Origin of the sequence: Trinickia sp. EG282A (genome assembly GCF_040965455.1) — a bacterium.
GTDB classification, from domain to species: Bacteria; Pseudomonadota; Gammaproteobacteria; order Burkholderiales; family Burkholderiaceae; genus Trinickia; species Trinickia symbiotica.
The window spans coordinates 457,874-473,787 of record NZ_JBFRCC010000004.1 but is presented as its reverse complement, the minus strand read 5'-3'; the positions used below and the strand labels follow the sequence as shown (position 1 = coordinate 473,787).

The following is a 15,914-nucleotide window of genomic DNA, read 5'->3' as shown; positions in this document are numbered from 1 at the left end:
CAAAAAGACAAAACCCCGCGAGGCGCGGGAGCTCGAAAGCTCCCTACCTCACGGGGTTTTTGCAACCAAGCGTGATTCGCTCGTCGAATGCCCGACTAAACGCCGGACGCGGCATCCTTCAGCTTCTTGAGCGCGCGTGCCTTGATGCGCACGGTGGCCGGCTTCGCCGGGAACCAGCGCTCTTCGCCCGTGAACGGGTCCTTGCCGAAGCGCTTCTTCTTCGCCGGAACCGCCTGCACGACGATCTTCAGGAGGCCAGAGAGCGTGAACTCGCCGGCGCCCTTCTTGTGCACGGAGCCGAGGATCGTGTCCTCGAGCGCCGAGAGGACGGCCTTGACCGATTTCGGCTCGACAGCGGCACGCTCGGCGAGGTGGGCAGCCAGCGAGGCCTTCGTGAAGGTGTCCTTGATCGGCGCGGGTGCGCCGGACGCCTTCACGGCGACCTTCTTAGCCGCGACCTTCTTTGCGGGCACTTTCTTGACAGCTGCTTTCTTGGCCGGTGCAGCCGCAGCCTTTTTCGCAACCTTCTTTGCGGAAGTCGACATGTTTCTCCTACCTGTTGGTCGTTGAACGCAGGAAGCGCGCGCCAAAGTAGCGCGCCGCTTCAACGCCGGATTCTACAAGCGCCGCGCGGCTTAATGCATCTTTTTATGCGCGCGAGCCGCTTCACCGGCCGAAAAACGTTGCGTCCGTCAGACTATCGGCACTCGTGGCGCCCCTTCGAACAGGCAGAGACGGGTACGTCGGAAGCAAAAGTCGCAGGGGTACAGGGTTCGCCCTCATAGGGCGAGCCCTGTGCTTCGACGATGAACTACCCGGCGATCACGACGCGCCCAACGCCGGATCGCTCATGCTGCTGTGGCCGGTTTCGACGTGGCCGGCCAGCGTTCTGGCGAACGATGCATCGGTATCGACCGTCACCGTCAGGTCGTACCAGCCATGGAATGCGCGCAAATCGAGGTACAGGTCCACGCTTTTTCCACCCGCCACCTGGCGCGTGAGGCTGCCGCCGTCGTAAGCGTTGGCGATCTTGAACGTGCAAGCCGACGTGCCGGCGTTCTTCAGATGCAGTTCGATGTTGCCGTTCGCGACGTCATAGGACTCCGTCACTTCGGGCACGGCCGTATCCGCGTGCCACGCATGCAGCGTCGCCGCTTTGCCCGCAAAACCGCGGGCGAAGCCGTTCGGTCCATGCACGACGTATCGGTAGCTGCCATCCGCGCCGAGCGGCAAGTCGTCGGTGAGCCGCTTTTTCGCCTCGACGGTGTACGAGCGCGGCGCATTGACGGATGCCGGTTGATAAGCGAGCAAGGCGGCGCCCGCCTCACCCGTATTCACGAATTCGAGGCGCAGCGTGCTGTTCCCCGCTTCGGCATGCGCGCGCACGAAAAGCTCATAGGGCAGCGCGCGTGCCGGACGCACGCCCGGCTCCTGGCTCGGCATCGACTGAGCCGGCGGAGGCACGGGCACGTAGTCGGGGTGCCGCTGCTGATCGGGCGGCACATAGCTCGTCGTCGCCGGCAGCACCGGGAATGCGGCGTTCGGATTCGCGAAGTCGAAGGCGCGGGTCAGATCGCCGCAGACGGCGCGGCGCCATGGCGTAATGTTGGCCTCGCGCAGATTGCCGTGGCGACCGAAGCGCTTTTCGATGAAACGGATGATCGACGTATGGTCGAACGTCTCCGAGCAAACCCAGCCGCCCTTCGACCACGGGGAAACGACGATCATCGGCACGCGCGGGCCGAGTCCGTAGGGTCCCGCCGGATAAGTGCCGTTACCCGCGAAATACTCGTTCGTCGTGTCGACCGTCGAGCGCCCCGACGTCGTCGACCAGGCCGCGAACGGGGGCGCCACATGGTCGAAGAAGCCGTCGTTCTCGTCGTAAGTGATGAGAAGCGCCGTTTTGCTCCATACGGCCGGGTTCGACGTGAGAACTTGCAGGACCTGGTCCACGTACCATGCGCCGTAGTTCGCCGGCCAGTTCGGATGCTCGGAGTACGCCTCCGGTGCGACGATCCACGAAACCTGCGGCAAGGTCCCGTTCTGCACATCGGCCTTCAGCATGTCGAAATAGCCGCCGCTCACGGCCACGTTAGTGCCGGTGCGCGCTCTGTCATAGAGCGGATTGCCGGGCTGCGCGCCGCGGTACTGGTCGAAGTAGAGCAGCGAGTTGTCGCCGTAGTTGCCGATATAGGCGTCCTGCGTCCAGCCCCATGAACCGTTGGCGTCGAGTCCCGTGCCGATGTCCTGGTAGACCTTCCAGGAGATGCCGGCTGCCTGCAGCACTTCGGGATACGTCGACCATGAATAGCCCGCTTCGGCATTGTCGATGACGGGCCCTCCCCCGTTGCCGTCGTTGCCGACCCAGCCTGTCCACATGTAGTAGCGGTTCGGATCGGTCGGCGTCATTCCCGAGCAGTGGTAGGCGTCGCAGATCGTGAACGCATCGGCGAGCTGGTAGTGGAACGGAATGTCCTGCCGCGTGAGGTAGGCCATCGTCGTCGTGCCTTTCGCCGGCACCCACTGATCGTAGCGACCGCCGTTCCACGCGGCATGCGTCGTCGTCCAGTCATGGGGCAGATCCTGCAGGAACTGCAGGCCGAGGTCCGGCGCGCTCGGGTGAAACGGCAGGACGTAGCCCGCGTCGGCGGCGAGCGGCTGATACCAGACGGGCTTGCCGTTCGGCAGCGTGATTGCGCGGCGATCGCCGTATCCGCGCACGCCGCGCAGCGTACCGAAGTAGTGGTCGAACGAGCGATTCTCCTGCATCAGGATGACGATGTGCTCGATATCTTCGATGCTGCGCGTCGCATCGTTGGCGGGAAGCGCGAGCGCGTTACGAATGCCGGCGGGCACGATGCCCATCGCGGTGGCCGCGCCGGCCGCTTGGGCGGCAGCGCGCAGGAAGTCACGGCGGCTTGTCGAAGTCATATTCGGTTCGTCTTGGGCGAAAGTGGAACGAGACGGCCTCGTGCGAACGAAGCGCGTCGGCGAGTACTGCCAGACAACAAACGCTGAAAAACGAGGACAACGAGAAATCTCGACGGTATTGCTCGAAACGGCATTTACAGTGCCGTCGATCGAACTCAATCGGCGGAATGCATGACAGGCGGCAGCAATGGGTTCGAAGCGGGCGTCTGTCCCGGGCCGGGAGGCGTACCGAAGCCCTGAGCGAGCGAGCCGCTCGCCGCGTGGCCAGCATCTTGTAGCAGGCCGGCGCGCGCGCCGGGCAACATAGGCGTGGATTCGGACGCTTGCGCCGCCGTTTCCGCTTCCACACTGCCGCCGCGATTCCCGCAAGCCGTCAATGCGATGGCGGCATACACCGGGAACACACGCCACCCCCTCACAAACGCGCCGAGCCACAAACGTTTGCCCAAAAGCGCACCTTCGCGCCACTTGTTCGTCGACACCGTTCCTCCATGACCGAGCTCGATGCCGGACACGCATGAGCACGCCAAAGTCTGCCAACAGCCGGATGGCGGTCAGCATAGGAACGAATCGTGTCGGACTGATGAAGATCTTACGGAGTCGGAATCAATCGTAACTTCTTGTAACGCACTCAAATTCGAAGTGCGATTCCGAAGCAGGGACATGCGCGGCGGCCCGCTAGCCGCACGAACGCGTGGAAGAACGTAAGGGAGGCGAAGGCGCGTGCCTGGGCGACACGCGCGGCCGACGAAGGCGAACGATCAGACAGTGAGATGCGCCACGTAGTCGCGCAGGTAGGCATCGAACGAGTCGCCGATCTCGGGGTGGCGCAGCGCGAACTCGACGGTCGCCTTGAGATAACCAAGCTTGCTGCCGCAATCGTAGCGCGTGCCGTAGTACCGATAAGCCAGCACTTGCTCCTCCGTCAGCAGCGAATGCAAGGCGTCCGTCAGCTGAAGCTCGCCGAGCGTACCGGGCTCGAGCTTGCGCAAGTGCGCGAAGATGCTCGGCATGAGCACATAGCGGCCGACTACGCCGAGGTTCGACGGTGCATCGTCCGGCGCCGGCTTCTCGACGATGCCCGACAGCTTGAAGATGTCCTCCTCCCATTCGCGACCTTCCACCACGCCGTACGAACGCGTGTCCTCACGCGCGATCGCTTCGACGCCGACGATCGAGCTGTGATAGTGGTTGAAGACGTCGATCATCTGCTTCATGACGGGCCGCTCGCAGTAGAGCAAGTCATCCGCGAGAATCACGGCGAACGGGTGGTCCGCCACGAGCTTTTCGGCGCACAACACCGCGTGCCCCAAGCCGCGCGCGGTCGGCTGACGCACGTAGAAGCAATCCACATGGCTCGGCTTGATGTTGCGCACGAGGTCGAGCAGCTTTTCCTTGCCGCGCGCTTCGAGCTCCGCCTCGATCTCGTACGATGTGTCGAAATGATCCTCGATCGCGCGCTTGCTGCGGCCCGTCACGAAAATGAGCTCCGTGATTCCGGCCTCGATTGCCTCCTCCACCGCATATTGGATGAGCGGCTTGTCGACGATTGGCAGCATCTCCTTGGGGCTCGCCTTCGTAGCGGGCAAGAACCGCGTACCCAAGCCAGCCACCGGGAATACCGCTTTGGTGACTTTCAACATCATCAACCCCTCTCTGTCAGTTCTTTATGTGAAGCGTGATTAAGCTATTCGAAAGAAAAAGCTAGACGCGCTCGACCGCCTCCTCGCTGCCGCGTGCGTCCCGGTGCTTGTCTCGAACCGCCGAGAAGCGCGCCGCTTCATCGCGCTCGACGGCCTCCCGGTAGGCCGATACGGCAACGAGAATCAGCAGCACGGCGCCCCCCGCTATCCAATGCAAGTCCATGAGACGCCTCCCTTGGCGACCTGTCGTACGTGCAAGCTAACATCAAAAAAACAGAACAATAATCCGCCGCCGGGCGGCCAATGTTTTTTACCGGATGACAGAAAGCGTTGCCCCTATCCGTATCGACAGGCCTGTACGGGCACTAGCCGTTTTAGTCGTTTTTTTTCACTCTACGATGCGATTTGAATGCGGGACCTGTGTTTGCAGGTGCCGCCGCGATCAATCGACCATTCCATTCCCGAGAGGCTCGCGCATGAACGAATCGCCCGCCCTCCCCGTCGACGGCGCCGCGCCGGCCGCCCCCGCGGCCGGCTTGCTCGGCGTATCGCCGTCAGCCGTTGCCTCCAAGGAAGCTTTCATCGACGCGATGCGCGGCGTCGCTGCGCTGCTCGTCGCGTACTTTCACTGCAGGCAGGTTGCGTGGATCGGCATGCACCGATTTCATGAGCTGGCGGGATTCTCGCTCGACCCGAGCGTCGTGATCGGTTACCTGACGCTGCCCATCGCCTACGGCTCGGCCGGCGTATCGATCTTCTTCGTCGTCAGCGGCTATTGCATTCATCGCAATGCGGCACTGCGGCTCGCGGCGGACCCGTCCTACCGGCTCGACGCCGGTATCTTCTGGGCACGCCGTTTCACCCGCATCTATCCCGTCCTGATCGCGGCATTGCTCTTGACGCTCGCGCTGGACTCGATCAGTCGCGGCTTCCCGCCCGTCAGTCACAAGATTCTCGATGACGGTCCGCACGCGTTTCTCGTCAATCTTTTCTCGTTGCAGGGCGTATTCGGACATACCTACGGTTCGAACGGCGCGCTCTGGACACTCGCCATCGAAGTTCAGTTCTACGCCGTCTACCCTCTTATTTTCGCCGCGCGCCGACGGTTCGGGATGCCAATCGTCCTCGCCTGCATTGCGGTCCTGAACATCATTTCCGGTTGGCTGCTCGAACCGAAGTTCATCTCCTTCTTCACCTCGTACTGGTTCTCGTGGGCGATCGGCGCCTATCTCGCCGAAATTCGCGCTCAGCCGGGAGCCTTGGCGCTCAGCGCGCGCGGCGTCGTCGTTTGGCGCAGCGCCGCGGTGGCGGGCGCCGTGCTGGGATGCGCGGCGTTCAATGTCAGTCAGTACGTCGCGTTCCAGTTCTGGGCTATCGGTTTCGCATGCCTCCTGCGCACGGCCCTGAGACCGGACGACAGGCGCGCTTCGTCCAGCATCGTCATGCAGTCGTTCACTCGCCTGGGCGCATTCAGCTACTCGCTGTATGCCATCCACCTACCCATCTTCGTTTGTCTGCAGGCTGTCTTGTTCCGCTCGGCGTTACAGGCTTCGATTTGGCCGTCGATCGCTTTCATGCCCGTCGCCGTCGTTGCCGCTTATCTGTTCTATCAATGCGTGGAGTTGCCCGCCATCCGCTGGTCAGCCAGCATTAAACGGCGAGCGCCGCGCAGCACCGCTTGAGCCGCCGATCACGGCTTTTCGCGCGCCGCCGTCCGACCTAGAATGCGCCGTACGTCGTCGGCGTACGCCTGATCGCCGAACCTGCGCCGCGCGGCTTCGTAGCCGTTTTCGATCAGCCGCGCACGAAGGCCTTCGTCCGTGCGTAACCGAGCGAGCGCTTCGGCCAGCGCGGTCGCATCATCGGGTTCGCAAAGCAGACCGTTCGTTCCATCTTCGACAATCTCGGTCACGCCGCCGGCCCGCATGCCGACGACGGGCCGCTTCGCCAGCATGCCTTCGACGATGACGCGACCGAAGGGCTCGGGCGCGATGGACGTATGCGCGATGATGTCGACGGCGCGCATGCAAGCCGGTATATCTTCGCGAAAGCCGAGGAAATGGACACGCGATGCCATGCCGTGCGTTTGCGCGAACGCCTTCAACGAGGCCTCGTAATCGTGCTCGCCGAAGAGCGGCGCGCCAACGAGCGCAACATGCATGTCGGGATCGCGCAGCGCCGCTTCGAGCAGCACATGCTGCCCCTTCCAGTGCGCGAGGCGGCTGAACGAGCCGACGATGAACGCATCGAGCGGCAATCCGAGGCGCTCCCGCAGCACGTCCCTCGGCACCTTGTCGTAACGGCGAAACGGCGTTTCCGATATGCCGTTGAAGACGACATCGACGCGCTCCTTTCGCGCGCCCGTCAAATCGATGAACGCCTTCGCGGACGCGGCCGAATTCGCGATCACGTGATCGAGCCCGAACTTGCCGCACCATTTGATCGCCATCCGCTGCAAACGCCCGAAGTGCTCGGCGCTGACGATATCGCGCAGATGCCAGACGACGGGCCGCCGCGCGATGGCGCCTGCGAGCGCGCTCACCACCATCGCCCTCTGCGTGTTGGCGTAGATCACGTCGAAATGCCGCGCCCGTCGTGCCGTCTCGCGCACGAGCAGCCCGATGCCGCGCAACGTCGCTATCCTCGGCAGGCCGCCGCCCTTCGTAATTCCGCGCAGCCGCGGCGCCTCGAGCACGTCGACGCCGACGCCGGCCTGCTCGAGCGCAAGGCGAAACGGCCCGTCGTCGAACAGGACGACTTCGACGCTATCGCTCATATGGCGGCCGAGTTCGAGCAGCGACAGCTCCGCCCCGCCGAGTACGCCGCTCTGGTCGACCGCAAGCACTTTGATCGGCGCGGGCACGCGGCCGCCCGCGCGATTCGCGACATCAGGCGCGACGGCAGGCGCCGTCTCGACGCGACCGTTGCTCCTGAGAGCGGAGGTCCCCGGACGCACCTCGTCCAAGTAGGCGAGGAACCGTTCGTGGAAACGAGCGACCGAGAAGCGCTCGGCATTCGCGCGACAATCGCGTGCTGAAAACCGCTGCGCCTCTCGCTCGAATTCGCCGACAGCGGCGACGATGGCCGCGGCGCTCTGCTCTTCGAAAAAGAGCCCCGTAGGCGACGATTGTGACAAGCCTCGCACCGTTTCGAGCGCGCCTCCCTTTCCGTACGCGATCACGGGCGTTCCGCATGCCTGTGCTTCGACCGGGGCGATGCCGAAATCCTCTTCCGCGGCGAAGACGAACGCCTTGGCCCTACGCATGTACTCGTGGAGCACGGAGAACGGCTGATAGCCCATGACTTCGACGTTGGCCGCCGCTTTCGCGCGCACGGCATGCATCTGCGGCCCATCGCCGATCACGACGAGCTTCTTCTCCGGCATGCGCGCGAACGCCTCGACGATCAGCTCGACCTTCTTGTACGGAACCAGTCGCGAAGCGGTCAGATAGAAATCCTCCTTGTGCTCGCCGAGCGAAAATGCCTCGACGTCCACCGGCGGGAACACGACACGCGCCTCGCGCTGATAAACCTTCTTGATTCGACGCGCGATGAATTCAGAATTCGCGACGAAGTGGTCGACCGAGTTGACGGTGCGAATATCCCAATTGCGAATGTAATGAAGCACGACGCGGGCGAGCGCCGAGCGCAGACCTCGGGTAAGGTGCGATTGCTCGAGGTACTGGTGCTGGAGATCCCACGCATAGCGAATCGGCGAATGAACGTAGCTGACATGCAGTTGGTCCGGGCCCGTCAACACCCCTTTCGCCACGGCGTGGCTGCTCGATATCACGAGATCGTATCCGCTCACGTCGAGTTGCTCGATCGCGAGCGGCATCAGCGGCAGGTAGGCGCGATAGCGTGTGCGCGCGAACGGCAGATGCTGAATGAAGGAAGTCGTCGCACGCTTGCCGCGCAGGAACGTCCGATCCTCGAGAAAATCGACGAGGCTGAACAGATCGGCCTCGGGAAAGCAGGCGATGATCTGCTCCAGTACGCGCTCGGCGCCCGCGTAAGTCACGAGCCAGTCGTGAACGATGGCCACGCGCGGCGTTCGCGCTGCCGTCGCGGGAGCGGTCCGCCACGATATCGGGGTGGAAACGAGCGAAGCGGCCTCGCTCGTGATCAGCGCTTCGTCGCTCATGCGCTTCTCCTTGGATCGAGGCGCAGCAACAGGTTGCGGACGATGCCGCGCAGGGCGGGCGAAGTGGTCATCGACCACGAGACGTTCGCGCAGGCCAGGCCCGTGGCCAATACCGCCAGCGCGGCGAGATTCGTGACGGCGTGGGCGCAATACGCGCTGACACCGAGAAACGCCAGATGGCCGAGCATATCGAGCACGATCGGGCGAGCACGTATCGACGACAAATGAAGCAGCACGCCGTAATCGACGAGCGAGCGCATCACGACGACGACGGCGGCGCCCGTCAGGCCGAAGTGCGTAATGCCGAGCATCAGGACGCCCGCGAAAAACGGCAGCTCGACGATGCCGATCCATGCCGCGCGCGCCGGATCGATTTGCGACTGGATCAAAAGCCGCGTGACGCCGGCCTGCCCGACGAGCCACACGCTCACGATCAGGATGCGCCCCACGTTCACCGAGGCCGATGCGAGCTCGTTACCGACCCACAGGTCGAGAAACGGCCCGAGCGCGAGCATGGCGACGATCATGATCGGCGTGAAGACGCCGTTGAGGAATTCGAGCGCCTGCCGTATGAGCGCATCCGCGTGATCGCGCTCGATCGCCGACAAGCGTGGAAACAGCGTGCGCACGAGCGCATTTGGCAGCATATTGAGCCGCGTCACGAGGTTTTGCGGCACCGTGTAGTAGGTCACGAAGCGCGCGCCGAGCCCCGCGCCGAGCAACACGCGATCGAGCGTATCGCCGATCATGATCGCCATGCTCGCCACGAGCATCCAACCGCCGAAGCGAAACAGGTCCTTGGCCACGCGCAAGCGCGGCATGAGGATGCGATCGATGCCGAGCACGCGCATACCGGCGCGTGCGAGCAGCACCGCTCCGATCGCGCGCGCGAGCACGGCGGCCGCGAGCACGCTCGGCAAAGTCGGTGCGATGAGCCATGCGGCGCCGAGCGGCAACAGCTGAAAGAGAAATGTCCCTAGCGTCTGGTTCGCGTTGTAGACGCCGAAGCGCTCGGCCCCATTGATGGCGCCCGCGCAGACCCATGAGACGTTGGCGATCGGAATGGCGAGAGCAAGCCACGGAAGCGCGTGATAAACCTCTTCACGCAGCAGCGGAGCGGTATGCGTGAAGTAGGCCGTGTAGACGAACCCGCCCACGTAGATCAGCGCTCCGCCCGCGACACCCGTCACGAGATTGAGCCAAAACGCGCTCCAGAAAACGAGCGCGCTATGCTCACCATCGTTCGCCGCGCGCGCCTTCGAGATGTGGTTCTGGGCAGCCATGCTCATGCCGAGGTCGAGCACGCCGAAATAGCCGATGAACGTCCAGACGAGGCTCACCACACCGTACCGCTCGACGCCAAGCAGCCGGATATAGCTCGGCACCGTGACCAGCGATACGAACGTCGGCAGGATCAGCCCGAAGAAGTTGATCGCGACGTTTCTGAGCATCCCCTTATCCATCGGTGCTCACCCGCGATGGCGTCCAGCGGTACATCATGACCTTGCCGCGCGCATCCTCCTCGACGAACACGAGGTATTCGCCGTTCTCGCGCCGATGCGCCGTAATGGCATTGGCGACGTCGATGTGGCCCGAGGTATTGCCGACCTCCGCGCCCGGGTTGATGACGCCGAGCTCGGCGCCGGTGTTTTTGTCGAATACGTGCACCGCCCCGATGAATTCGACGGCGAAGAGATAATCGCCTTCCACCGTCACGCTGACGAGTGTGCGCCGCGGGTTTCCGCCCGGCTGCCAGAGCAGATTCGTCGCATACCGCAACGTCGGCTTCGCGCTCGACCAGTGGTCGTAGCGCGCGAGCACACGGCCGATTTCCTTCGGCACATCCTTGCTCTCCGGCATCGCATCCGCGGTGTAGCCGGTGACGAACAGCGTATCGCCGCCGGCGTCGTAGATCGCACGCTTGACGTACCTGAAAGGCGCGGGAATCGGAAACGTCGCCATCTTCGCGTACGAGTAGACCGGATTCCCCGAAGAGTCGATACCGCCGAAGCGCAAGCGATGAATCGCCGTATCGTTGGCACGCCAGATATCGCCCTTTGTGTCGACCCACCAGCCCCAGCCGCCCGCGAGCTTTTCGTCGCTCGTGTTTCGTTCGAACTCCTCAGGATTGAACTGCCCATCGCCCTTCTCGTTGCGCCAGATCCACTCACCGCCCGGCGGGGCGTTGGGCACGGACCGGACACCTGAGGCCCGCCCGGCGATGAAACCCGACGGAATGGCGGTCTCGCCGTCATGCGGCGGATCGAAGCGATAAATCTTCAAGTGATCGGCGTACATATCGGTCAGATAGAGGAACGTACGGCCGTTCACACGCCGCGCGAGAGGCGTGCCCGGCCATTGATCCATATGGAAAACCGTATCCTCGGGATACTTGAACCGGTTAGAGAGGAATCCTGCGTATTTCCATTCGTGGCCAGGCGGCTGAGAGAAATCGAGGACGAAGCGCTTGTTGCCGGTGAAGACACTGTCGCGCCGGCCTGGATCGGCGCATGCCCCATCGACGAACAAGAGCCCGTCCACCTCCCATCGCAGCCGGCCGTCGGGCGAATAGCTCTGCAGCGATGCGCCGAGCCCGGCCCCGATGGTGCCGGGATGCGGACCGACGCCGTTCATGGAGACATAGATGTTCCCTGCGGCGTCGACGCCGACACCGGTCAGTCCGTTGAATCGCAACGGTCCGGGCCGCCCTGATTCGCTCGGCGCGCCGCCCCAGATTCCGTTGCGTTGTCCGAACGTGCCGCTCAGTTCATATCGGCCCGGCTTCGTGGCCGTAAAAACGAGGATCTGCTGACGCCAGCCGTTGTCCGCGATCAGCAAACGCCCGTTCTTGTCGACGGTGACGTCGACGGCTCGGGTGTCCTCCGGCAATGCCACGACGTCGGGCAACTTCTTGCCGTCGGCGCCATAGTGAGCGAGATTCGCGGACGTCCCGGTCAAGGTATCGGTCAATACCCATAGCGTGCCGTCGGGTGCCAACGACATCCGCCCGGGCTCGTGCACGGGCCACGTCGCGACTTTCTTCATCGACTCGGCGTCGAACACATCGATCTCGTCGCGCTTTGCAGTGGCCGCATAGAGCATCGAATCGGTCGCAGCCAGTCCATCGATCCGTTCGCCGGTTCCAACGGCCACGTCGTTGACGGGCAGAAAAGCCGATGCGAGCACCGCGTGCGGGTCCGCGCCTGACACCTGGCGAAATGGCTGGACTCGCGTAACGTCGCCGATCGCGCGGCGCGTGATGCCGAACCATTGCCTCCCTTTCGGCGGCCAGACGCCTTCGGCCGCGAGCTTGCCATTCTCGTTGCCCCGTGCGACGGCAATGAACGCATAGCGGTTATTGATCGCCACGGCGTTGCCTCCCGCGTTGCCCCAACCGTGCGTGCCGCCCGCGAATTGAAGCCGCCGGCCGTCCTGATAGACGCTCGCTTCGGCACCGCTCTCGTCCCATGGCGAATCCGTGAACACCCGGCCATCGGGCGAGACGGCGATCGATGTGATGTCGATCTGCGTCCATTCACCGTGGCCGAAGCCCGAGGTATTGCCGATCCACGATGTAGTCACGGCGAGCTGCCTGCCGGGCGCGCGAACGAGAGGCCGCGGCGAGTCCTGAGCCTGAGCCCCCATGCATTCAGCGAGCAGCGCGACGCACATGAGAACGCAGCGGATCGCCCGCCGAGTCGACATACCCATCCATTCCCCCTCTGCGTCTATGAACGCCTTATCTGTCGTCGTTCAGCCGCCTTCAGAGTACGGAGAAACTATTGCCCGTAAAGGCCAAATTTTTCTAAAAAAAATACCGTTCCCCTGCTCGGCATCCGAAATGGATCGCGCACGCGCCCGATGCGCTTTATGGGTTTTTCATCAATTTCTTTTTTCTAGAATGGGTCGATCCGAACGCACTGCCCGGCACGCCTCGCCGGCCAAGGAAACGAGCCTATGTCCCGACTGACCGAGTCGAGCCATCCCGAGATCGACACCGCCCGCGAGACTGTGCGCATCGTTCAGCTCGACGGCGTTCGTGCCGTCGCCGTATTGGCCGTATTTCTCACGCACGCGCTCGGCGTTTCGCTCTGGATGGGCGTCGACTTGTTTTTTGTCTTGAGCGGCTTTCTGATCACCGGCATTCTGCTCGAGCGCAAAAAGCGCAAGCAGTCCTATTTCAGTTATTTTTACGCACGCCGCGCGCGCCGCATCCTGCCGCCGTACGTCATGCTGCTCGTGCTGTCGTCGCTACTCTTCGGCGTCGGATGGCTCAGTCACTGGTGGTGGTACGCGTTTTTCGCGACGAACATCGGCTACGCATTCGGCGAATCGGGGAATCCCGGCTTTGGCGTCCTATGGTCGCTCGCGATCGAGGAGCAGTTCTATCTGATTTGGCCGGTCATCGTCTGGTTCGTATCCGAGCGCAAGCTCGCCGCCGTCGCGGGAGCGGGCATCGTGATCGCTCCGGTGCTGCGCGCGGCCGCAACACCGTTTTTCGATTCCTTTTGGCCGGTTTATTACCTGACGCCCTTTCGCATGGATCTGCTATGCGCGGGCGCGCTGCTCGCAATCTTGTTGCGGCGCCGGCCCCACTTGCCCGAACGCCTGGCGATCGTAGCGTGGGCGACGCTCGTCGGCACGCTGGCCGTTCTCGCCTGGCTTCACGCACATTTCGCGACGATCCGCGACGCTAACGAGCCGTTCTGGAATGCAACGCTCTATACGCTGACGCTTTTCCTGTCCACGGCGGTCGTTCTGCTCGCGCTGCGCAAGCGAGGAATCGTCGCGCGCGTGCTGTCGAACCCCGTTCTCGTCTACATCGGCACGATCAGCTACACGATTTATCTCGCGCACGTGAGCTTCATCGCGCTTGCCTGGCGCATGGACCTGGGACGCTACGAAAGCGCGCTGGCGGCCGGCGTGGCCACGCTCGCCTATGCGACCGCGAGCTGGTTTTTGATCGAAAAGCGCCTGGTCCGTGGGCAGGCGCACCGATCCCCTATGCCTGTCGCGTTCGCCCGCGACTGAACTGAATGTCCATTTCCTCGAACGACTTGAAAGGGAAAACATCATGAACGCGACCAACCCTGCGCACAAGGCAATCATCACCGGCATCACCGGGCAAGACGGCGCCTATCTCGCCCAATTCCTGCTCGAGCGCGGTTATCAAGTCGTCGGCACGTATCGGCGTACAAGCTCCGTCAATTTCTGGCGCATGGCCGAGCTCGGTATCGATCGCCATCCCAACCTGACGCTCGTCGAGCACGATCTGACCGATTTCGGCTCAACGGTGCGCCTCATCGAATCAGCACGGCCCCAGGAGCTCTACAACCTCGCCGCGCAAAGCTTCGTCGGAGTGTCGTTCGACCAACCGGTGACGACGGCGGAAGTGACCGGCGTCGGCGCACTGAATCTGCTCGAAGCAATCCGGATCGTCGATCGCGGCATTCGCTACTATCAGGCATCCACCTCGGAAATGTTTGGCAAGGTGCAAGCGATCCCGCAAACGGAAAGCACGCCTTTTTATCCACGCAGCCCGTACGGCGCCGCCAAGCTCTTTGCTCATTGGACGACGATCAACTATCGGGAGTCGTACGGCATCTTCGCCGCTTGCGGCATTCTGTTCAATCACGAATCGCCATTGCGCGGCCTCGAATTCGTGACGCGCAAGATCACCGACGCTGTCGCGCGCATCAAGCTCGGCAAGCTCGACAGGCTCGAGCTCGGCAACCTCGACGCCAAGCGCGACTGGGGCTATGCGCGCGAGTATGTCGAAGGCATGTGGCGCATGTTGCAGGCGGATGAGCCCGACACTTACGTGCTCGCGACGCAGCGCACGGAAACCGTGCGTGACTTCGTCAGCATGGCGTTCGAGGCGGCCGGCCATCGAATCGAATGGGCCGGCAAAGGTGAACGCGAGCGTGGAGTCGATATGAAGACGGGCGACCTGCTCGTCGAAGTCAACCCGCGCTTCTATCGCCCGGCCGAAGTCGATTTGCTGATCGGCTGCGCCGACAAAGCTCGCGACAAGCTAGGCTGGCGGCCGCACACCACGCTCGAAGGCCTCTGCCAGATGATGGTCGAGGCGGACCTCGCACGGGTTGCGGCCTAGCGCGGTCCGCTCAATCGCCGTACATGTCGAAACGTCCGTCGAGGTAGCAACGGCCCGCACAGTGAGCAATGACCGCAATGCATACGGGCGTTGCCCCGCAGCTCACTGCGCGCCGCACAGCGCGCGCTCGTAGAGCGCAAGCACCCCGTCGGCATCAACGCCGACGCAGACATTGCAGGAAGGGCGGGCATCCCACGCGGGCGCCGCGCACGGCATCCCTTCGGGTTTCTGGATCGTCTGACCCGCGGCGATGCCCTCGGTCAGCACGCGCACCGGCCCCTTGCGTACCGTGAATAGCTCAGGAGCAAGCAGATACGCGACCGCCGACGCATCGTGGACGTAAATACCCTCGATATTCTCGGTATCCCGATGAAATGCTTCGTAATGCCGGGAAACGTCCCAGACGAAGCGCCCGGCAACGCCGCCGCGATCGCGAATCGACGCGAGGTACGACGTCGACATGACGACTCGATGCGTCACATCCAGACCGACGATGGTGAGCGGCCATGCCGCGCCGAACACGAGATTGGCCGCGTGAGGATCGCCGAACATGTTCGCCTCCGCGGCCGGCGTGACGTTGCCATTCACACCGCCGATGCCGAATGCGCCGCCCATGACGATCACTTGCTTGACGAGCGGGACGATCGACGGATCCTCGGCAAGCGCGAGCGCGAGATTGGTGAGCGGCCCCACCGCGACGATCGTCACCTCGGACGGGTGCGCACGCACGCTGTCGATGATGAACCGCGACGCGGCGCGCGCATCGGGCGATACGGTGCCGTCCTCGCTCGGGCCGATATTGCCGAGCCCGTCGTCACCGTGAATCGCGGCGAGTGGCGTCGGCGCCTCGCCCTCGAGCGGAGCGCCCGCCCCTCTCGCCACCGGCACAGCGGGCGCAAAACGCCCGGCCAAATAGCAGGCATTGCGCGTAGTCGTATCGATGGTCGCGTTACCGAATACGCTCGTGACGCCGATCAGTTCGATCTCGGGATGCAGCGTCTCGAGAACGAACGCCATCGCGTCGTCGACGCCGGGATCCGTGTCGTAGATGACTTTACGCAAGGTCATCGCGCCGGCTCGT

12 protein-coding genes are annotated in these 15,914 nt (G+C 63.3%); 3 read left to right on the top strand and 9 right to left on the bottom strand.

Features of this window, described 5'->3' with window-relative positions:
• Window positions 1-95 precede the first annotated feature (95 nt).
• The 5 genes from AB4Y31_RS21325 to AB4Y31_RS21305 form a co-directional block, all read right to left on the bottom strand.
• Complete coding sequence (locus AB4Y31_RS21325) at window positions 96-545, bottom strand: HU family DNA-binding protein (protein WP_018444310.1); 450 nt, start codon at window positions 543-545, stop codon at window positions 96-98.
• 277 nt (window positions 546-822) lie between these two features.
• Entirely contained in the window at window positions 823-2,931 is a 2,109-nt protein-coding gene (locus AB4Y31_RS21320; RefSeq protein ID WP_368675664.1) for a phosphocholine-specific phospholipase C, read from the bottom strand.
• 155 nt (window positions 2,932-3,086) lie between these two features.
• Entirely contained in the window at window positions 3,087-3,413 is a 327-nt protein-coding gene (locus tag AB4Y31_RS21315; RefSeq protein ID WP_368675663.1) for a hypothetical protein, read from the bottom strand.
• A 279-nt stretch (window positions 3,414-3,692) separates the two neighbouring features.
• Window positions 3,693-4,574 (bottom strand): UTP--glucose-1-phosphate uridylyltransferase GalU, encoded by an 882-nt coding sequence (gene galU / locus AB4Y31_RS21310; protein WP_026230351.1) that lies wholly within the window; start codon window positions 4,572-4,574, stop codon window positions 3,693-3,695.
• A 61-nt stretch (window positions 4,575-4,635) separates the two neighbouring features.
• Window positions 4,636-4,797, bottom strand: coding sequence for a hypothetical protein (locus AB4Y31_RS21305; protein ID WP_368675662.1), 162 nt, complete (start codon window positions 4,795-4,797; stop codon window positions 4,636-4,638).
• A gap of 253 nt (window positions 4,798-5,050) precedes the next feature.
• Between AB4Y31_RS21305 and AB4Y31_RS21300 the strand changes: the two genes are divergently transcribed.
• Window positions 5,051-6,256: an acyltransferase family protein gene (locus AB4Y31_RS21300; protein WP_368675661.1), complete on the top strand. Its 1,206-nt coding sequence runs from the start codon at window positions 5,051-5,053 to the stop codon at window positions 6,254-6,256.
• A gap of 8 nt (window positions 6,257-6,264) precedes the next feature.
• Here the strand turns inward: AB4Y31_RS21300 and AB4Y31_RS21295 are convergent, their stop codons facing one another.
• Genes AB4Y31_RS21295 through AB4Y31_RS21285 form a run of 3 tightly spaced genes read right to left on the bottom strand, consistent with a single transcriptional unit; the run spans window position 6,265 to window position 12,423 of the window.
• Entirely contained in the window at window positions 6,265-8,718 is a 2,454-nt protein-coding gene (locus AB4Y31_RS21295; protein ID WP_368675660.1) for a glycosyltransferase family 4 protein, read from the bottom strand.
• A complete protein-coding gene (locus tag AB4Y31_RS21290; protein ID WP_368675659.1) occupies window positions 8,715-10,181 on the bottom strand; it encodes a flippase in 1,467 nt (488 codons plus the stop codon). Before AB4Y31_RS21290 ends, AB4Y31_RS21295 begins: the two co-directional genes overlap by 4 nt.
• Window positions 10,174-12,423, bottom strand: a complete 2,250-nt coding sequence (locus AB4Y31_RS21285; protein WP_368675935.1) for a hypothetical protein — start codon at window positions 12,421-12,423, stop codon at window positions 10,174-10,176. Before AB4Y31_RS21285 ends, AB4Y31_RS21290 begins: the two co-directional genes overlap by 8 nt.
• A gap of 252 nt (window positions 12,424-12,675) precedes the next feature.
• Between AB4Y31_RS21285 and AB4Y31_RS21280 the strand changes: the two genes are divergently transcribed.
• Window positions 12,676-13,749: an acyltransferase family protein gene (locus tag AB4Y31_RS21280; protein WP_368675658.1), complete on the top strand. Its 1,074-nt coding sequence runs from the start codon at window positions 12,676-12,678 to the stop codon at window positions 13,747-13,749.
• Window positions 13,750-13,792: 43 nt separating this feature from the next.
• Window positions 13,793-14,833: a GDP-mannose 4,6-dehydratase gene (gmd, locus tag AB4Y31_RS21275; RefSeq protein WP_368675657.1), complete on the top strand. Its 1,041-nt coding sequence runs from the start codon at window positions 13,793-13,795 to the stop codon at window positions 14,831-14,833.
• 102 nt (window positions 14,834-14,935) lie between these two features.
• On the opposite strand, the gene AB4Y31_RS21270 is transcribed toward gmd, so the two are convergent.
• On the bottom strand, window positions 14,936-15,901 hold the full coding sequence (locus tag AB4Y31_RS21270; RefSeq protein ID WP_368675656.1) for a nucleoside hydrolase: 966 nt from the start codon (window positions 15,899-15,901) through the stop codon (window positions 14,936-14,938).
• Window positions 15,902-15,914: the final 13 nt, after the last annotated feature.

What these genes read in the sequence shown, in the direction of transcription:
- AB4Y31_RS21285 (WP_368675935.1), bottom strand. Translation starts at nt 12,423, where the DNA reads ATGTCGACTCGGCGGGCGATCCGCTGCGTTCTCATGTGCGTCGCGCTG.
- AB4Y31_RS21300 (WP_368675661.1), top strand. Translation starts at nt 5,051, where the DNA reads ATGAACGAATCGCCCGCCCTCCCCGTCGACGGCGCCGCGCCGGCCGCC.
- AB4Y31_RS21320 (WP_368675664.1), bottom strand. Translation starts at nt 2,931, where the DNA reads ATGACTTCGACAAGCCGCCGTGACTTCCTGCGCGCTGCCGCCCAAGCG.
- AB4Y31_RS21290 (WP_368675659.1), bottom strand. Translation starts at nt 10,181, where the DNA reads ATGGATAAGGGGATGCTCAGAAACGTCGCGATCAACTTCTTCGGGCTG.
- AB4Y31_RS21295 (WP_368675660.1), bottom strand. Translation starts at nt 8,718, where the DNA reads ATGAGCGACGAAGCGCTGATCACGAGCGAGGCCGCTTCGCTCGTTTCC.
- AB4Y31_RS21325 (WP_018444310.1), bottom strand. Translation starts at nt 545, where the DNA reads ATGTCGACTTCCGCAAAGAAGGTTGCGAAAAAGGCTGCGGCTGCACCG.
- AB4Y31_RS21270 (WP_368675656.1), bottom strand. Translation starts at nt 15,901, where the DNA reads ATGACCTTGCGTAAAGTCATCTACGACACGGATCCCGGCGTCGACGAC.
- gmd (WP_368675657.1), top strand. Translation starts at nt 13,793, where the DNA reads ATGAACGCGACCAACCCTGCGCACAAGGCAATCATCACCGGCATCACC.
- AB4Y31_RS21305 (WP_368675662.1), bottom strand. Translation starts at nt 4,797, where the DNA reads ATGGACTTGCATTGGATAGCGGGGGGCGCCGTGCTGCTGATTCTCGTT.
- galU (WP_026230351.1), bottom strand. Translation starts at nt 4,574, where the DNA reads ATGTTGAAAGTCACCAAAGCGGTATTCCCGGTGGCTGGCTTGGGTACG.
- AB4Y31_RS21280 (WP_368675658.1), top strand. Translation starts at nt 12,676, where the DNA reads ATGTCCCGACTGACCGAGTCGAGCCATCCCGAGATCGACACCGCCCGC.